Annotated in this window: 17 protein-coding genes and 1 pseudogene; 8 read left to right on the plus strand and 10 right to left on the minus strand. The window is 61.4% G+C overall.

Annotated features, from left to right (window positions below; translation table 11 throughout):
• Positions 1-11: 11 nt before the first annotated feature.
• Positions 12-1,535 carry a SulP family inorganic anion transporter gene (locus ACT3TP_RS08300; protein ID WP_444620354.1) on the minus strand — a complete coding sequence of 508 codons (1,524 nt, stop codon included), beginning with the start codon at positions 1,533-1,535 and terminating at the stop codon, positions 12-14.
• A gap of 226 nt (positions 1,536-1,761) precedes the next feature.
• On the opposite strand from ACT3TP_RS08300, the gene ACT3TP_RS08305 reads away from it, so the two are divergent.
• Both ACT3TP_RS08305 and ACT3TP_RS08310 read left to right on the plus strand, forming a co-directional pair.
• A complete protein-coding gene (locus ACT3TP_RS08305) occupies positions 1,762-2,115 on the plus strand; it encodes a MerR family transcriptional regulator (protein WP_255248495.1) in 354 nt (117 codons plus the stop codon).
• A gap of 100 nt (positions 2,116-2,215) precedes the next feature.
• Positions 2,216-3,007, plus strand: coding sequence for an acyltransferase (locus tag ACT3TP_RS08310; protein ID WP_444620356.1), 792 nt, complete (start codon positions 2,216-2,218; stop codon positions 3,005-3,007).
• 9 nt (positions 3,008-3,016) lie between these two features.
• Here the strand turns inward: ACT3TP_RS08310 and ACT3TP_RS08315 are convergent, their stop codons facing one another.
• The 3 genes from ACT3TP_RS08315 to ACT3TP_RS08325 form a co-directional block, all read right to left on the minus strand.
• A complete protein-coding gene (locus tag ACT3TP_RS08315; RefSeq protein WP_105569149.1) occupies positions 3,017-3,265 on the minus strand; it encodes a hypothetical protein in 249 nt (82 codons plus the stop codon).
• Between the two features lie 46 nt (positions 3,266-3,311).
• Complete coding sequence (locus tag ACT3TP_RS08320) at positions 3,312-4,571, minus strand: hypothetical protein (protein ID WP_444620357.1); 1,260 nt, start codon at positions 4,569-4,571, stop codon at positions 3,312-3,314.
• A gap of 129 nt (positions 4,572-4,700) precedes the next feature.
• Positions 4,701-5,570, minus strand: a complete 870-nt coding sequence (locus tag ACT3TP_RS08325; protein ID WP_444620359.1) for a VOC family protein — start codon at positions 5,568-5,570, stop codon at positions 4,701-4,703.
• Positions 5,571-5,806: 236 nt separating this feature from the next.
• Between ACT3TP_RS08325 and ACT3TP_RS08330 the strand changes: the two genes are divergently transcribed.
• From ACT3TP_RS08330 to ACT3TP_RS08345, 4 genes and pseudogenes are all read left to right on the plus strand, one after another.
• Positions 5,807-6,856: a thermonuclease family protein gene (locus tag ACT3TP_RS08330; protein WP_444620361.1), complete on the plus strand. Its 1,050-nt coding sequence runs from the start codon at positions 5,807-5,809 to the stop codon at positions 6,854-6,856.
• Between the two features lie 219 nt (positions 6,857-7,075).
• Complete coding sequence (locus tag ACT3TP_RS08335) at positions 7,076-8,791, plus strand: AMP-binding protein (protein ID WP_444615820.1); 1,716 nt, start codon at positions 7,076-7,078, stop codon at positions 8,789-8,791.
• Between the two features lie 856 nt (positions 8,792-9,647).
• Entirely contained in the window at positions 9,648-10,469 is an 822-nt protein-coding gene (locus tag ACT3TP_RS08340; RefSeq protein ID WP_444620362.1) for an FxLYD domain-containing protein, read from the plus strand.
• Between the two features lie 633 nt (positions 10,470-11,102).
• Positions 11,103-11,480: pseudogene (locus ACT3TP_RS08345) on the plus strand (AMP-binding enzyme); the annotation flags it as partial.
• 1 nt (position 11,481) lies between these two features.
• Here ACT3TP_RS08345 and ACT3TP_RS08350 read toward each other — a convergent pair.
• Positions 11,482-12,498, minus strand: a complete 1,017-nt coding sequence (locus ACT3TP_RS08350; protein ID WP_444620364.1) for a FecCD family ABC transporter permease — start codon at positions 12,496-12,498, stop codon at positions 11,482-11,484.
• Positions 12,495-13,442, minus strand: a complete 948-nt coding sequence (locus ACT3TP_RS08355) for a FecCD family ABC transporter permease (RefSeq protein WP_444617322.1) — start codon at positions 13,440-13,442, stop codon at positions 12,495-12,497. Before ACT3TP_RS08355 ends, ACT3TP_RS08350 begins: the two co-directional genes overlap by 4 nt.
• Before the next feature lie 206 nt (positions 13,443-13,648).
• Between ACT3TP_RS08355 and ACT3TP_RS08360 the strand changes: the two genes are divergently transcribed.
• Complete coding sequence (locus ACT3TP_RS08360; RefSeq protein ID WP_444620366.1) at positions 13,649-14,650, plus strand: ABC transporter substrate-binding protein; 1,002 nt, start codon at positions 13,649-13,651, stop codon at positions 14,648-14,650.
• Positions 14,651-14,784: 134 nt separating this feature from the next.
• On the opposite strand, the gene ACT3TP_RS08365 is transcribed toward ACT3TP_RS08360, so the two are convergent.
• Complete coding sequence (locus ACT3TP_RS08365; protein WP_255248498.1) at positions 14,785-14,913, minus strand: hypothetical protein; 129 nt, start codon at positions 14,911-14,913, stop codon at positions 14,785-14,787.
• 340 nt (positions 14,914-15,253) lie between these two features.
• Here ACT3TP_RS08365 and ACT3TP_RS08370 point away from each other — a divergent pair, with 340 nt between their 5' ends.
• The gene (locus ACT3TP_RS08370; protein ID WP_096287876.1) at positions 15,254-15,463 is read left to right on the plus strand and encodes a hypothetical protein; all 210 of its coding nucleotides are present in this window, start codon (positions 15,254-15,256) and stop codon (positions 15,461-15,463) included.
• Positions 15,464-15,622: 159 nt separating this feature from the next.
• Here ACT3TP_RS08370 and ACT3TP_RS08375 read toward each other — a convergent pair whose 3' ends face one another.
• The 3 genes from ACT3TP_RS08375 to ACT3TP_RS08385 all read right to left on the minus strand — a co-directional run bounded on the left by ACT3TP_RS08375 (position 15,623) and on the right by ACT3TP_RS08385 (position 17,949).
• Positions 15,623-15,826: a hypothetical protein gene (locus ACT3TP_RS08375; protein ID WP_105554615.1), complete on the minus strand. Its 204-nt coding sequence runs from the start codon at positions 15,824-15,826 to the stop codon at positions 15,623-15,625.
• A 371-nt stretch (positions 15,827-16,197) separates the two neighbouring features.
• Complete coding sequence (locus tag ACT3TP_RS08380) at positions 16,198-16,569, minus strand: hypothetical protein (protein ID WP_096287878.1); 372 nt, start codon at positions 16,567-16,569, stop codon at positions 16,198-16,200.
• Between the two features lie 114 nt (positions 16,570-16,683).
• Positions 16,684-17,949, minus strand: a complete 1,266-nt coding sequence (locus ACT3TP_RS08385) for a Fic family protein (RefSeq protein ID WP_096287880.1) — start codon at positions 17,947-17,949, stop codon at positions 16,684-16,686.
• Positions 17,950-17,987: the final 38 nt, after the last annotated feature.

Below are 17,987 nucleotides of genomic sequence, written 5' to 3' on the forward strand. Positions count from 1 at the left end.
CTTCGTCCGGGTTAGTGCCCGCCGCCGAGTTTTCCGCCCAGGCGTTCGCGCATCTTCAGGCTGGCGGTATTCAGGCCCTCGATCTGAACGGTTTTGCCGTATTTCTCGTACTTCTCCGTAATGGCATCCAGCGAAGCGATGGTGGAGGCGTCCCACAGGTGCGAGTTGTACATGTCGATGACCACGCGGTCCGGATCCTCGGCGTAGTGGAACTGGGTGTAGAGGTCGTTGGAGGAGGCGAAGAAGAGCTCTCCGTTGACCTCGTACTTGGCGATCTGCTCCCCGAAGTGCTCCTCCAGGCGGCGTTCGACGGTGACCAGGTGGGCCACCCGGTTGGCGAAGAGCACCATCGCGGTGAGCACCCCGACGCCCACGCCGATGGCCAGGTTGTGCGTGGCGACGGTGACCACGACGGTGGCCAGCATGACGGTGGTTTCGCTCTTGGGCATCATGCGCAGGGTGGCGGGCTTGATGCTGTGCCAGTCGAAGGTGGCCACCGATACGAAGATCATCACGGCCACCAGCGCTGCCATCGGGATCAGCGCCACGATATCGCCCAGGACGACGACCAGGATCAGCAGGAACACCCCGGCCAGGAAGGTGGAGATGCGGGTGCGCGCCCCGGAGGCCTTGACGTTGATCATGGTCTGCCCGATCATCGCGCAGCCGCCCATGCCGCCGAAGAAGCCGGTGATGATATTCGCCGCGCCCTGCCCCCAGGACTCGCGGGTCTTATTCGAGCGCGTGTCGGTGACGTCGTCCACCAGCTTGGCGGTCATCAGGGATTCGAGCAGGCCCACGAAGGCCATGGCCAGCGCGTAGGGGAAGAGCACCTGCAGGGTTTCGAGGTTCAGCGGCACATCCGGGAAGAACAGTGCCGGCAGGGATTCGGGCAGCTGGCCCTTGTCCCCCACGGTGGGAACGGCCAGCGAGGCGAAGACGGTGATCAGCGTCAGCACCACGATGGCCACCAGCGGGGCCGGCACGGCGGTGGTGAGCCTGGGCAGGCCGAAGACGATGAGCAATCCCAGAGCCACCAGCGGGTAGACCAGCCAGGGCACGCCGAGCAGTTCGGGCACCTGGGAGAGGAAGATCAGGATGCCCAGGGCGTTGACGAAGCCGACCATCACCTGGCGCGGGATAAAGCGCATCAGCTTGGCCACGCCGAGCAGCGCGAGCAGCACCTGGAAGATGCCGGCCATGATCACCGCGGCGATGAAGTAGTCGATGCCGTGGCTGGCCACCAGCGGCGCGATGACCAGCGCGATGGCGCCGGTGGCCGCGGAGATCATCGCCGGCCGCCCGCCGAGGAAGGCGATGGACACCGCCATGGTGAAGGAGGCGAAGAGCCCGAGGCGCGGATCCACCCCGGCGATGATGGAAAAGGCGATGGCCTCGGGGATCAGCGCCAGGGCCACCACCAGCCCGGCGAGCACCTCGGTCTTGAGCAGCCGCGGGGATTTGAGCGTGCGCAGCACCGATTGGCGCTCTTCCGGCGTGGGAACCGGGGGTGCTGCCGTGGTTTTCGTGGCCATTGATGGCTCCGTTCAAAGGATGGGGCGAGCGCGGGGGCGCCGCATTGCATAGAATCAGTGGGGTGTGCGCGCCATTGCGCCGGGCTAAACCTGGCCGGGGGTGGGAATGGCCCCGGCGGCGCAGCAACCGATTTAAAACCTACCTTAACGTAAGGGTAGAGTTTAAATCCGAGGGACAAAGGAGAACCACATGGACAAGCCAACCGGGACCGAGGCCGCGTCGAGAATGCACATCGGGGACATCGCCGAGGCCACGGGCCTCTCCCAGCGCACCATCCGCCACTATGACGAGGTGGGCCTGCTGCCGGCGACCACGCGCAGCGAGGGCGGCTTCCGGATCTACACCGCCGCCGATCTGGCGCGCATGCTGGTCATCCGCTCGATGAAGCCGCTGGGCTTCACCCTGGAGGAAATGGGCTCGCTGCTGGACACCGTGGATACCCTGGCCGGCGATCCGCAGAATGCGCCCGCCCGCGCCCTGCTCGCGGACTACCTGCAGCGGGCCACCGAGAAGCGCAATAAGCTCGCGCTGAACCTCGAACGCGCCGACTCCTTCCTCGAGGACCTGCGCGCCCGCTAGTCTGCACCACCTGCACGCCAAGGATGAAGCAGCTGGCAGTGCCCTGCGAATCGGCCGGGATCCGGCCCGCCGGCCGGCTTGACCGCCTAGAGTCATCAGCGTGATTGAACTTACCGCGCTCAGCAGCTACGAGGATGAGCTGGGGAACCGGATCGAGTCCCCCACCGTCTTCGAGAAGAACATAACGATCAAGATCCGCGGGAAGAACAACCGCGTGCTGGTCGACCCGGAGGCCAAGATCGGCCGGCTGGACCTGGTGTTCGACTGTGACAACGGGACGCTGCTCATCGGCCCCAGCAAGAAGAAGGGCTGGCAGCTGAACATCCGCATCGGACAGGATGCCACGGTGCAGATCGGCCGCGACCTGACCACCACCGCCAAGGCCTTGGTCAGCGCGGTGGAGGGGGTGACCGTGCGCTTCGGCGATGATGTGATGATCGCCAGCGGAAACCAGTTCCGCGCCGATGACGGGCACCCGATCTTCGATGTGAAAACCGGCAAGCGGATCAACCCGGCCAAGGACATCACGGTCGGCAGCCATGTCTGGATCGGCGCGCAGGCCGCCTTGCTGGCCGGGACCAGCATCGGGGACGGCTCGGTGATCGGCTACCGCAGCCTGGTCACCGGCAAGATCCCGAATAACGTCATCGCCGCGGGCACCCCGGCGCGGGTGCTGCGCAGGAATATCGCCTGGGAGCGCCCGCACCTCTCCTTCCACACCCCGCCCTATAAGCCCGATGCCTCCACGGTCACCAAGAGCCAGGCATACTGGAACAACACCGTCGAAGCGCAGGAACACGCGGCGATCGCGATGCCGCAAGTGCAAAGCCAGTTGCCGAAAAACCTCATCCGGCGCGCCGCGGCGAAACTGGGCCGGATCACCGGCGCCTAGCCCCTTGCGCTATTCGACGGTCCAGCCCTGGGCCTCGGAGCTTTCGCCCGCCGAGAGCCCTCCCAGCTTTTCCATAAGCTCCACGTACTCCGCGACGCTGTCCAGATCCTTGTATACGCCTTCGATGGGCATCTTCCGGTAGCTGTCAACGAGATGGGCCGCGTGATTGTCGAGAGTGGATTCGGCGTAGGAGATCGCCAACTGGTTGCTGCTCTGCGGCAGTCCGGTTTCCGGGTCCATGCTGGGCAGAGGGCTCATGGTGATCTCCTTTCGGCTACCTTCAGCATACGAGCTTTGTCCTAGTTCAACCATGGCCGCGGGGAGAAAATTTCCTCGGCTTGCGCACGGCCCGCTCGGCCAACCAGAACCCCAGCGCGAAGGCGCCAAATGCGTAGGCAATCAGCCAGAGCAGGGTCCACATCCGCGGCGACCACTGGACGGATAGGGCTCCGGCCATGGTCAGCATCGACAGGGCCAGGAGAATATTGATCAGGCGGAGCCGGTATAGGGCCCTGGCCACAACCCCCGGCTCGGGCGCCCGTGCCATCCAGGACATGAAAAGCGCCGGCGCAACGAGTATCACCGAGGAGGAAATTGAGCCCGACCAATTCCGGCTCAGGTAGTAATCGGTCGGACCCAGCCAAATCGCGAAGCTGGCGAGGATGAATACCCAGACTAGGAGCAAGGCCCACCGGGTGAACGCGCGGATCCCCGTCGGAGCGGGCCGGATTCGGAATTCCACTCCGGCTTTGGCGAAACGCGGAATGAAAATCAGGTTCTGGATATGAGATATCGGACCCAAGGTGGTTGCAGTGGCAATGCTTCTGACCACGCGTCCGGTCACGCTGCCGTGCTCGAGGCTGGTTTCGAAAATCGCAAGCTCTGGCGGGACCAGTACCTCATGATGCAGGCTTCGCGAAAAACCGGGATCGGACACGTCGAAACTGTAGACGTCGTTGTCTTGGAGAATCCTTGGCGGCGGAACCGGGTTCATGGGCAGATCGTACCCATAGCTGAGAATGGTTCGCTGCCCCAAGGCGCCCTCGGGGACTTCCACGAGCACAACCCATGAGTTCGCGAGCAAATGGATGAAGTCGTTGATGAACCGGATCGTGGGATTGGCCGCCTGCAACTGCGGATAGGCCTCAAGCAATGCGGTCGGTGGAACCGGAGCAATGGCTTCGGAATTATTGACAAATTTTAGCTGCGCCCGGCGTTCGGCAGCATTGGACGTGAATTCGATTCCCGCCTGTTCAACGACGCTGACCAGCATGTCCGCCACCAGTCGGGTTGACCGTTCCTGATTAATCACGGCCAGCGGAGCTCCCGAACTGTCCCTGACCCAGAATCCGGTTAACACCTTCTTATCGAGGATCGCGATGGGAATGACCACCCGGGAACTACTGCCGGCTATTCGTGCCGAAGCTGGCGGGGTCAAATCCAGGGAATTCTTCAGCAGTACCCGGCCAGGTGTTGTGTGGTCACTGGTCTGGATTCTGCGGTGCACCCACTTGGGCGAGGCGATAACCATGCTCCGAAGCCTGTCACCCTCATTCGAGGCCATCGCAGGTCACCCCTCTCCGCATCCGATGACTGGAGATTACCACCGCGCAGCGAATCTGGATATGCGCAAGGCGAAAACGGCCGGGGCAATACGCGCGGCCAAAACTCCGCCGATCCGGCGGCGAAATAGCTAGCGGACCGCCACGCGCAGCTGGTTGTTCCACGGATCCATGAAGCGCAGCTCGGCGCCGGTGTGGTGGTTTTCCACCTTCGCGAAGCTCAAGCGTTCGGCGAGCTTGCCGACCTCATCCTCGGTCGGGACGTTGATCAGCACCTCGCCCAACCCGAGGGTGTCCTTGCGCGGTCCGGCGCCGCGCGAATTCCACACGTTCATCGCCATGTGGTAGTGGTAGCCGCCGGCGGAGACGAACAACGCCTGGTTGCCCAGGGAGGTGGTCTCATCGAAGCCCAGGGTATTGACGTAGAACGCCCGGGCGGTGGCCACGTCTCCTACCTGCAGGTGCACGTGGCCGATTTCCGCCTCCGCGGTACGCTGCGCGGCCATGGCCTGCTCACTCAGGTGCGAGTTGAGGAAAGCGTTCGGGTCCAGATGCACGGTGTCCATGGCAACCTGACCATCGGACCACGACCACGCCTCGCGCGGGCGGTCCCAGTAGAGCTCGATGCCATTGCCTTCCGGATCGGTGAAGTAGAAGGCCTCGGAGACCAGGTGGTCCGAGCTGCCCACGAAGCGGCTCTGGTCGAATTGCGCGGCGGAGAGCACCGTGGCGGCGAGATCCGCCTGGGTCTCGAAGAGCAGCGCGGTGTGGAAGAGGCCGGCCTCGCCGGCGGCCGGCAGCTGGAGCTCCGGAGCACTCTGCAGGTTCACCAGGGTCTGCGCGCCGCGGCCGAGGCGCGTGCCCTGGGCGGATTCGCCCAGCACCTGAAGTCCGAGGGCCTGCTGGTAGTAGCCGCTCATGGCCTTCATGTCCCCCACCTTGAGCTGGACGGCATTCATCTGGAGGTCTGCGGAGAGCTTGTCTGCTGGGAGGATCGTCATGGTGAGAGGCCTTTCTGGGTACCGGTCGACTGTTCTTGATTACTACCCTACTCCAATTTAGTTGAAGCTTCAAGTGTTCTGCTGTCTACGTGCAGGTGTTCTCCCTTACCAACCACGGGCTCGCCGCCCGCGGTTCACAATAGGAATTAAGTTGACGCGACAATGCTTCTCTTCTTGAATGAGCGAAGGGAGCTCATCACCCCGCCTCACTCGCAGCTTCACGAAGGAAGTCATCAATGAGCAAGAAAAGAACCGCCTGGATTTCGATAGGCGTGACGGCCGCCCTGGTCACCGGCGGAGCGGTATACGCGGGCACCTTGACTAGTGACTCGCGCGGCACGGTCGTCCGCGTGATCGACGGGGACACCGTGGATATGCGCATTGCCGGCGAGGAAACCCGCGTGCGGCTCCTGAACATCGACACCCCAGAGACGGTGGACCCGGATAAGTCCGTCGAATGCATGGGCCCCGAAGCCTCCGACTACCTCAAATCGCTGCTCGCCCCAGGGGACAAGGTGAAGCTCGAGTACGACATCGAACGCACCGACAGGTACGGACGCACCCTGGCCGGTGTCTACAAAGATGACAGCCTGGTAAATGCCGAGATCGCGGCCGCGGGACTAGGCATCGCGGTCAAATATGAACCCAACGTCCGCTTCTATGATGAAGTGCTTCGGGCAGAGAGCGAAGCGTCGGCCAAGACCGCCGGGCTCTTCGACCCAAGCGTCGAATGCACCATCCCAGCGCAGCTGGAAGATGCCAGCCAAGCCTTGGACCAGTTGGGCGACGCTCCGGCGGACTCCATCAACGAAGCCGAAAGCCTGGCCGGAGAGGCCGCCGCGGCCATAGCACTCGGACATGGAGCCAAGAGCGCACTGAACAAGCTCACCCCGAACACGCATCCCGTCGCCTATGCGCTTCTGGCCACGCACTTTGCCAAGAACGTGGCGAATCTCGATACGTCAATCCTTCGCGCAAACGGCATCGAACAAGCGCACCAAGATCACAAGACCGCGCTGATCAAGGCCGAGGAAGAGCGAAAGGAAGCCGAAAAGAAGAAAAAAGAGGAAGCAGCCAAGAAAAAGAAGGCAGCGGAAGAAAAAGCAGCCATAGAGCGACAGCAACAAGCCGCCGAACAAAAGGCCGCCGAGCAACGTCGCCTCCAGCAGCAGAAACCGAAACCGGCCGCGCCCAAAGTTCAGCAGCCGCGCCAGCAGGGCCCCAGCAATTACACCGGACCGCGCTGCTACGCACCCGGTGGCAAGTCATGGAAGCCGTGCCCCTAGAGCCCGCTATGGTGGCCTAGCTTCGCCCAACCCCTCGGATCCCCCGCTTCACGCGGTGGCCCCGAGGGGTTTGCCATCTCCACTACCCTTGGTCCCGCCACTCGGCTGCCGCTAGTTCAAAAGGCAGCGCGCGGGTGCTTTGAAATGCTTTGACATCCAAGTAGATTGGCACGTAACGCAGGTCACCTTTTGAAGCCACACGGAAGTTGGAGGACATCTATGAACGTCAGCGAGGAATTCCGCGCCGCCCGCAACCAGCTCTTGGAGCTCCGCAAGGACTACTCGAAGGCCAGGGAATCCTTCAGCTGGCCCGAGTTCACCCACTTCAATTTCGGCACCGACTGGTTCGACCACCTCGCCGCGGATCCGCAGCGAGGCGAGGAGCCGGCGCTGATCATCACCGAACTCGACGGCAGCTCGACCCGGCGCAGCTGGCGGCAGCTCTCGGATCGCTCCACCCAGCTCGCGCGCTGGCTCAGCGACCAGGGCGTGCAGCGCTCGGACTCGATCGCCGTGATGCTCGGCAACCAGGTTGAGCTGTGGGAAACGATGCTGGCCGGCATCAAGCTCGGAGCGGTGCTCGTCCCCTGCACCACCCAGCTGACCCCGGCAGACCTCGAAGACCGGATCGAACGCGGCCACGTGTCCTGGATGATCACCAATGAATCGGAAATGCACAAGTTCGAGACGGTGCGCGGAGACTACCGGCTGATCCAGATCGGCGGCGCACCGGCCGGCGGGATTCTCAGCTACGAGGACTCGCTCACCGCCAAGGCCGAGTTCGAATTGAGCGAGCCGACCCGAGCCGATGAGACCCTGCTGCGCTACTTCACCTCGGGAACGACCTCCAAGGCAAAACTCGTGGAGCACAGCCACACCTCCTACCCGGTGGGGCACCTGAGCACGATGTTCTGGATCGGCTTGGAGCCAGGAGATGTGCATCTGAATGTGGCCTCCCCGGGCTGGGCAAAACACGCCTGGTCAAACCTGTTCACCCCGTGGATCGCCGAGGCCACGGTCTTCATCTACAACTATGAACGATTCGACGCCGCGGCGCTGATGGGCCAGATGGCCAAGGAGCAGGTCACCAGCTTCTGCGCGCCGCCCACGGTGTGGCGGCTGCTGATCCAGGCGGACCTGTCGCTGCTTCACACTCCCCCGACCAAGCTGGTCTCCGCCGGGGAACCGCTGAACGCCGAGGTCATCGATCAGGTGCAGCGCGCCTGGGGGCAGGTGATCCGCGACGGCTTCGGGCAAACCGAGACCACCGTGCAGATCGCCAACCCGCCCGGAGAGCGCATCACCATCGGCGCTATGGGCCGTCCGATGCCCGGATACGAGGTGGTGCTCCGCGATCCGGCTACCGGCACGGAAGGCGATCTCGGCGAGATCTGCCTGGTGACCGCGCCGCGGCCCCTGGGGCTGATGAAGGGTTATTTCGAGGACGCGGCGAAGACCGCCGAGGTGTTCCGGGACGGGGTTTACCACACCGGAGACATCGCCGAACGCGATGAACACGGGGTGCTCACCTATGTGGGCCGCGCCGATGACGTGTTCAAGTCCAGTGACTACAAGCTCAGCCCCTTCGAGCTGGAATCGGTGCTGATCGAGCACCCCGGCGTCGGCGAGGCGGCGGTGGTTCCGGCGCCCGATGACCTGCGCTTGACGGTGCCCAAGGCGTATATCGTCCCGGCGGCGGGCTATGAGCCCTCCGCGGAACTGGCGGAGAGCATTCTGGGCTTCTGCCGCGAGCATCTGGCGGCCTATAAGCGCATCCGCCGGATTGAATTCGCCGACCTGCCCAAGACGATCTCGGGCAAGATCCGCCGGGTCGAGCTGCGCCGGGCCGAGGAGGACCGGCACCGCACCGGTTCCGGCCCAGGTTTCGAGTACCGGGATATCGATTTTCCGAATCTTCGGAAAAAGACAAATTAGTCCTACAAAAACGACCTGAGAACTCGTGTCGGTGGAGCCCATCGACACGAGTTGCACTAGTCATTCGTGCCTTCAATTTCACTGCCTCAATGAGGGCGATCACCACCCCATTCCGGTAGGGCATCGATTCTGTATCAGTGAATTTCGAATTTTACCAACGCCGCTAGCCAGAGCCGCCGGAATTGAAACTTATGGAAACCTCTGATTCTGAATAACTCACACGTGCTCCTTGATCGCGTAAATCACCCTTAGAATCAGGTCGGTTCAAGGATGAATAAGAGGCATTCATTCTGCCTCATCGACTGGTTCTCCAAACCGAAGGTCAACAATTTCCGTTGTCCGCAGCATGCTTCGACGACCCGTCCAAACTTTGAATGGATCTCATGGGCGCAGCACCGCAGAGCCCATCCACAATATCCAACACATTGCCAGGCTCAGGGCCCATCAACACAACGGCCCACACTTGGATATGGAGGACCCCACCAGCTCTGTGGCTAGCGTGGTGGATTTCGAGGAAGCGGCGCCCTTCAATACCCGGCCGAAACACGAACATGTGGCCCACATATCCCACGCGCTCCCCGTCGGTGTTCTGATGGTCCTTGAATTCTGGTCAAGTCTCACCGTCTGACAAGACGATTTGGGAGGCAACCGTAAGGTACAGGTCATATTGTCATCCAGCACCCTCTGGACGAACGCTTCAGCGATCTAGGAACAATATAGGTATCGCACTTATTCGGAGTGGACACTGAAGTCCTACTTTTCCATTAGCCATCGCTCCAAAAATCGAAACATCTCATTTATGCGACTTCTGTAGGTAGCTTGTTTTATGAAAGAAACTCATATCCATGGTCTAATAATGATCGATACTGAATCTTTTAGGGGAAGAATGAAAAAGCCATTTGTTTTCACGGTCGGAATTGCGCTAGCAATCACATTGGGCGGTTGCGCTTCACAGGGTTCAGCTCAGACTGGCGGAGGGAGTAATTCGACAAATGAAGTCGTAGCAGAATCTGAACCAGTGGCTCCCGTCACGCCTGGGACAACGAACGACGCAATTAAAGCAGGCTGGCTGGCTGGCACGGCCAAGCCGAAATTTGGATCCGGAACGGCTGACAAAGTTGACGTAGTTGCGACCGGTCCAGTGAAACCAAAATACGGAAATACGACGATAGTTATTGCAGTTCGCAACAACACCAGCGACACCATTACGTCTGTAGAAGCAACTGGCGTCGCGAAGGACAAAACAGGTAAGATTATCGGTTCTGGAAGCAGTCAAGGATTCAATCCTTCGAGCATTCCAGCGGGAGGTATCGCTCTTGGCTACGTTTACTACGGCAGTGAAATCCCTGCTAGCGCCAAGATTGATTTCACCGTTGCTTCTCAGCCTCTACAAGGTGATCCCTACTTTCAAGATCTAACGATTGATGAGGCGAACCTAGTAGGTGATGTTATAACAGGGCAGGCGACAAATAATTCTTCGTTTACACTCAATGGTCCCTACGGTGTTGAAGTGACATGTTTCGACAAAGAGAACAAAATACTGAGTAAAACTGGGGATTTTGCCACACCAGATGCCGACTTAGCACCTGGTCAGAGTGTAACGTTTCAGGCCAACCTTTATGACAACTCGTGCCCAAAATTCTTGGTCGGAGCTAGCGGTTACGGTCCGTTGTTTTAGTACATTTGCCGATAGGTTGCCCGTACCTCAGATCTAAGTAAAAACATAGGCAAGGTACAGATTAAATATTAAAAACCCTTTGTGCGGGCCGAATTAGAATCGCCGTCGACGCAATTCAGATCCGGCCCGCTCTCCCCCTTGAGTAATTTCAATCCTCCTATGAGAAAACTCCTTCCGTCGGAATTGACTCGGTTTCGTACAACCTCGTCTAGAAGCGCTGAATATATAGTCAATTTTGCTGTCCTATACGCTTCATACCCTTCGTAGTAATAAAAAATTCAATCAACACGGATCATCAGCGTGCATTCAAGAAGTGCGCAAATCGCTTGGCTTGTGAACTGATATGTTACCTACGCGATGGCTGAAATGAGTTATGCCGATAAATTCCAAGTTGACATGGTTCTCCTGCTGTCCAGACGCACCACATTCTTGTGAGGGCAATTGGATATCTTCGTTTTGTCTTCGCCTGATTTAACAGATCAGCCCAAGATTCAGCCCTAGCCAACACTTCTACACTCATCCTGTCAGTATTCGGCGATTCGGGCAGTTGCGACGCAAGGCCTGAGCTTTAGACGAAAAGTTAGGATGGTCGAGATGCTCGGATCGATCACCCTCTGTTCAATTACGTTCGCATTCAAGTCCAGCGACTACAAGCTCAGCCCCTTCGAGCTGGAATCGGTGCTGATCGAGCACCCCGGCGTCGGCGAGGCGGCCGTGGTCCCGGCGCCCGATGACCTGCGCTTGACGGTGCCCAAGGCGTATATCGTCCCGGCGGCGGGCTATGAGCCCTCCCCCGAACTGGCGGAAAGCATTCTGTGCTTCTGCCGCGAGCATCTGGCGGCCTACAAGCGCATCCGGAGGATTGAATTCGCCGACCTGCCCAAGACGATCTCGGGCAAGATCCGCCGGGTCGAGCTGCGCCGGGCCGAGGAGGACCGGCACCGCACCGGCGTGGTCGCGGGCACCGAATTCCGTGATTCGGACTTCCCCGCGCTGCGTCCGCGCGCCTAGCTCAGGCGCTGCGCACCCGCGACTGGCGGATCACCAGATAGATCAGGTACGGCGCGCCAATCACCGCGGTGGCCACGCCCGCGGGAAGCACCACGGAGAACAGCCGGGCCGCGGCCAAATCCGCGAGCAGCACGAAGATCGCCCCCACCAGCGCGCTATGCGCAACCGGCGGCACGGTGCTGCGCGCAATCAAGCGCGAGGCGTGCCCGCTGGCCAGCGCAACGAAGGCCAGCGGCCCGGCAATCACCGTCGCGGCCACCGCCAGCGCTGTGGCCAGGCCCAGCATGATGATGCGGTCCCGGCCCAGATTCATGCCCAGCGCGCGGGAGGTATCGGAATCCAGGGCGAGCACTTCTCGCTGGTTGCGCAGCGCCGCGGCCAGCGCGACGCCTATGGCGATGACCAGCGGGGCGATGGCCAGATCCGCCCAGGAGACGCCGTTGACGGTGCCCGCCATCCAGGTCAGTGCCTGCTGGGCGTTGTACACGTCGCCCAGGGTCAGCATCCACGAGGTCAGTGCGGCGCAGAGCCCGCTCATGCCCAGTCCCACGAGCACCAGCCGGTTGCTCTCCAGCGAGCTATGCCAGACCAGCGAGAAGACCAGCGCCGAGACGAGCAGGCCGCCCAGCGTGGCGGCGATCGGCAGCCCGTAGGCGTGCAGGAACATCGGCAGCCCTTGCACCTGGCTGGTGAGCGCCAGCAGCGCGACGGCGCCGAGCGCCGCGCCGTTGGTCACCCCGAGGATATCCGGGCTGGCCAGCGGGTTGCGCGCCACGGTTTGGGTCAGCGCGCCGGCCACGCCGAAGCCGACGCCGGCGAATAAGGCCGCGAGGCTGCGCGGCAGCCGGAATTCCCTAATGGCCAGCTCGGTGCGCGGATCCGGGGATATGCCGAGCAGGCTGCTGACCACGTCGGGCAGCGGAATCGGGGTGCCGCCGATGGAAAGATGCAGGCAGAGCACCGCCAGCGCGGCCAGGAACAGCAGCAGCGCCGTCGGCGCGGTGCGCCGGGCGCTCATACCGTGACCGGCTTGCGTCGCCGGGCCACATAAATGAAGAAGGGCGCGCCGAGCATGGCCACCACCACGCCGACCGGAAGTTCGCCGGGACGCGCCAGCATGCGCCCGAGCACGTCGGCCAACACCAGCAGCAACGCTCCGCTGACCGCGGAGCCCGGGATTACCCAGCGGTAGTCCGCCCCGAAGATACGCCGCGCCACATGCGGCACCAGGAGCCCTAAGAATGCGATGGGCCCGGCGAGGGTGACGGCCAGGCCGGAGAGCATCACGATCGCCGCCAACCCGATGCCGCGCGCCCGGGGCGCGGTGATGCCCAGGGCCCGGGCCGAGTCTTCGCCGAGGGTCAGGGCGTTGAGCCCGCGCGCATTGGCCAGGGCGAGTCCGGTCCCGGCCAGCAGCAGCGGCCAGAGCACCAGGAACGAGTCATAGCCTTGGACCACGGAACCGACCTGCCAGAAGCGCAGCGTCTCCAACGCCGCCTCGCTGAGCAGCACGATGGCCGAGACTACTCCGGCGCACAGCGCGGTCACCGCCGCTCCGACGAGCACCAAGGTGATCGGCGAGGCGCCGCGTCCATCCACCCGGCCGATGCCGAAAACGATCAGCGACGCCGCCAGTGCGCCGCCCAAGGCCAGCAGCGCTTGCGGCCAGGGCTGCAGCGGACCGGAGAATACCGCCACCGAGACGATGGCCAGCGCGGCTCCCTGGTTGATGCCCAGCAGGCCCGGTTCGGCGATCGGGTTGCGGGTATGGCCCTGGATCAGGGTTCCTGCCATGCCCAGCGCGGCCCCCGCGGCCAGCGCGGTGACGGTACGCGGCCAGCGGATCTCCCGGATGGCGATGTCGCTGACCCGCTCATCGGGGCTGAAGAGCGCATGGCGCAGTTCGGCGATGCTCGAGGTGCTGCTGCCGATCCAGAGGCTCAGCAGCACCGCGGCGAGCACACCGAGGGAAAGGGCGAGCAGGCTGGCGGCCCGTGCTGTGCTACGTGAAATGACTCATTACCCTTCGTGCGACGCGGGATGTTGCCCAAGTGGGCCAGAACCATGCTACTGTACATTTCGCAGATTGAGTTTACCCTTACCTAAGCTCGCGTCTAATAATTAGACTATGCGCCAATAAGTAAATCATCTTCACGGAAAGCACTCGCATGCATACTTCGCGCTTGATCGGCCTCACTGCTGCCTTGGCCGCCGCAACCCTCACCCTCGCATCCTGCGGCGGCACCGCCACCTCCGAAACCCCCGCCAAGGAAAATTCAGCCGATAATGCCGGGTTCCCGGTCACCATCGAGCACTTCCGCGGTCAGACCGAGCTGGCCGAACGCCCGCTGCGCGTGGCGGCGCTGGATCCGTCCTATGTGGACGCCACGCTGCTGCTTGGCGCCGAACTCGTGGCGTACACCGAGTACCGCAAGTCCGGCAATCCCTTCCCCGAATACCTCGGAGATGTCACCGAGCTGACCGACGACGCGGTGAACGTGGGCACCACCACCGAGCCGGATCTCGAAAAGCTGTTGGCCGCAGACCCGGACATCATCATCTCCGCCGACGTGCGCCAGGGCGGCATGTATGACCAGCTGAACAAGATCGCCCCGACCATCTTCTCCGAGTCCACCGGACCGACCTGGAAGGAGAACGTCGTGCTGCTGGGCGAGACGCTGGGCAAGAAGAGCGAGGCGGAGCAGGCAGTGGCCGACTACGAAACCCGCGCGGCTGCCGTGGGCAAGGAAATCCTCGCCCAGCAGGCCGATACCACCTATTCGCTGGTGCGCTTTGCCGGCGAAGACACCGCCCGGCTCTACGCCACGGATTCCTTCATCGGTGAAATCATGGCGGATATGGGCATTCCCCGCCCCAAGGACGCTCCGGACACCACCGAGTCCATCTTCGTACCGCTGTCTTCCGAGGAGATCCTGAAGGCCGACGCCGAGGTCATCTTCCAGTCCACCTGGGCACCGGAAGGCGCCGAGGGCGACGCCTCGCGGGATCAGGAAAAGAAGTTCACCTCCAACCCGCTGTGGAAGAAGCTGACCGGGGAGGTGCTGCCGGTGGACGACTCGATCTTCCTCTCCTCGGTCTCGCTCCAGGGCGCCAATGAGGTCATCACCCAGGTGGCCGAGCACTTCGACGTGGATCCGCAGCTCCCCTAAACTGGATTGCCCGCCAATAACCGGCGGCAGAACGCCATCGAGCCCCTGCCCGGCGATCATTCGCTGCGGTACAGGGGCTCGATTGGTGTTTAGTGCTTAGTGCTTAGTGCACAGCGCTCATGGCTGGCTCTTAATTATTTGGCTGACTTCCGCACCGGCTCGGTGGCCGTGTCAGCATGCTTCAAGCGCTTTTCGGCGCGCTTTTCCTTAATGGACTTACCGGGTTTTTTCGCATCGCTCTTGCGTGGTGACTTGTTCGACATAATGTGCCGTCCTTGCCGGAAATGCTGGGCATTTCCAAAAATGGGGAGGGTACCCCGTTAGCCCTAGCCTAGGATAAGCGGCAGTTATTCTCTAGCTTTCGTCCGCCAGCGAAATGCGAATGTACGGTGTTGCAGCTGGATACCGGAAAAGCAGTCCGTAGAAAAATTCCCATCCGGGATTCGGGCTCGGACCTGCATTGGCGGATTCAACACAAGACGCTTGCGAGTTCTTACCCCAGGGATCCAGAATCCTTCGAGACCATCGGGAAGATCCCCCTAAGCGATAGCCGGTGGATCGCTTTCTATCAGATAACCGGATAAGCGATAGAAGGTACGCCACGTGGTCGCGCGCAACATGTCAACTCCCGTTTCTGCCGGTCTTCTGGCGGACATCGGCGCCTACCACCGCTGCCTCGATGCGTACCGCGATGGCAATCCCGAGCCGATCATCACGCTCTGCTCGGAAGCCTCATTCCGGGCAATCAGGAACGGCACACAACTTGCCGAGGACGTCACATCGATTGCAGACTTCTGGAAAGCCGACCCGTGATAAATGCCGCGGTTCTGGAAGCAGAGCTGGGACTCGACTACCTCAGGTCCAAACGGGGCAGATTCTGGCTCGCTCCCGAGATGCTCAATGCCCTGGAAGCCTTCGCAGAACGGGCAGACCGCCGGCAGCAGTCGGGTTCCGTCTAGAGCGCCTGCGCGCTCAAAAGGACTGCATGAGCTGCGGCCGGATGCTATCAACCAGCTGTTCCTCAACCGAGCAACCGAGTTCATTTTCTATCCCGCGGGCGCCCACGCTGGCGATCGCGAAGTTCACCACTTCGCGATTCGAGCCGCAAAACGAGGCAAAAGAAAGTTTGCCCTCATCCATATGGGCAATTTCTGAAATGGCAACAACTGTGAGCACGAGGCTTTGCCATCAAGCCGCGCCGAGGAGTTCATCGCCTCGATCAGGTTTGAAAGAGATGAAGCTGTCCGTCAGTCTTTAAAGCTTGTCGATACGATCACATTCAGCGGACGTACCTGGGTTGAGCGGCAGTAGAAGTTCGCCGCGATCTACTTTCGGTTTGAAAGTTCTGCCGTGAATAACAGTCGGCACCAACCTCGGCGAAGTGAACCTGCCCCATGCTTCCTTGGATGGGTTGATGCAGGCTCGGTTTTGGGATGAATGGGTTTGAGAGAATCAGTTGGCTATCGCATAGCTGCAGGACTGCCCAATGGGACCCAACCAGGACCCCTCAACAATCGAGAGGCCCGTCTCCTGACAGATCCACTGGTTCAACCTACGTAGCCGTTCGCGAAGGACTTAGCGGCTTCAGCCACGTCCTTGTACCGCTCTTCGCGAATGGCTTTCGGAGGCAACTCGTAATCGAGCTGCTCGTTAACCGGGGTCGGCCATGCGGCAGCGATCTCCTGCGATTGGTTCTGGGCAATGCATGAAGCTTGATCCAGGAGGAAGCGAAGCCGGGCAGCGGACGCCGCGGTGGGCTTCAGCGCCCCACTGCTCCACTTGCGTACCTGGCCTGGGTCTTTGACTCCTGCGCCGGAAGCGATCAGCACCATGGGCAGGAAGCCAGTGAGTGCTTCAACGACCTCTGATTCTGCAGCCCGGACCGAGTGGCCACGCGCTGAAGTTGGCATGATAGTCATTGGGAGCCTCCCTCACCTAGGTTCGTCTCTCCGTCATACGCCGTTTTCCTCCCGTATGACACTCCTATGACTGGAATATTCCTGCATAGTCACTGCTAGGAGTCCTTCTGCGCTTCAACCGCGCGCGCGTCGGCCAGCTCTGGAGGCAAAGTTGTCCAACGCCTCAATGACCTTCGGTGCGACCCATACCCGGTGTCCGTTGATATGTCCCGAAAGCTTCAGGGCTCCCAATTGTTCCAGGCGATCGATATTGCGGTATGCGGCGCTGGAGGACTGCCCTGCAGTGTCACTGAGCATCTGGGCGGTGATGGCCGGCTCGCGCACGATCAGCTCGATTGCCCACTTCAGCCCTTCACCTGGGGTGCGTCCGAACCCGGTGTAGATCTCTTGGCGAATGATGCGGATGTCCTCTGCCAGTTGCCGCCCATTGGCGGTGGCCCGGAAGGTGGATTCGGCGAACATCTCCACAATCGGTTCAATCTGCCCCTCGCGGAAAGCTCCCAACGCATCGAAGTACGCCTTGGTGTCGGTCAGCAGGCCAGAAGAGACGGGAATGGTGACCTTCTCGGTAACCCCCTTGTTCCTCAGCATGGACCCAACCAATGCGCGTCCGGTGCGTCCGTTGCCATCCGGAAAAGGATGGATGGTCTCAAATTGAGCGTGGGCGATCGCCGCTTGGGTCAGCGCCGGGATGTCATCGCGCTGCATGAAGCTGATCAGGTCCTCCATGTCCTGCGGAACTCGTTCATGGCTAGGAGGCACGAACATGGCTGCGTGCGGGGAGTTGCCGCCGATCCACACCGCTTCGGTGCGGTAGCGACCCGCCATTTCCGGTTCAGAGCTAGCCATCAAGGCGCGGTGCATGGCCAGGATGTTGGTTTCATCCAGGTTGTCGGCCAAGTCGACTGCGGCCACCATCGCGGAGATGTTCGAGGCCACCAGAGCTGCGTTGCTGCTGGAGCGGTCTCCTAATTGGGCCAAGGCGATGCGTTTAGCCCCGACGGTCAGGTTCTCGATTTGGGAGCTGGCTGCGGATTCGCTTCGCAGGAGCAGGGCTGCGAATGGTGCGGCGTCGTCACCCAAGTCGCGGTCGAAGCGGACCGTTTCGATGGTCGCTTCCTCCACCAGCGCTGCGGCCTGTCCGGAGATTGCCGGGTTGGCGTTAGCGATGTTGGGGACGATGGCAGCTTGGTAGGGACCTCGTGCTCTCAGTCGCTGTCGTCGCGACTGGGCCGGATCGTGCTGTGCTTCCCATTGCTTTTCCTCATAGGCAATGGATGGCCATTCGGCTGCCGGTAGGCTGACTCCTGGTTCGGAACGGTGACGCTGAGCGAACTGCGCTCCAGAGCTGATACCTCGTGGGACACGTGGTTGATCCAAGGAGTCTCCCCTTTCTCGGGTGGGAATGCCTAGGTTCT

Origin of the sequence: Glutamicibacter sp. AOP38-B1-38 (assembly GCF_052377485.1) — a bacterium.
GTDB lineage: Bacteria > Actinomycetota > Actinomycetes > Actinomycetales > Micrococcaceae > Glutamicibacter.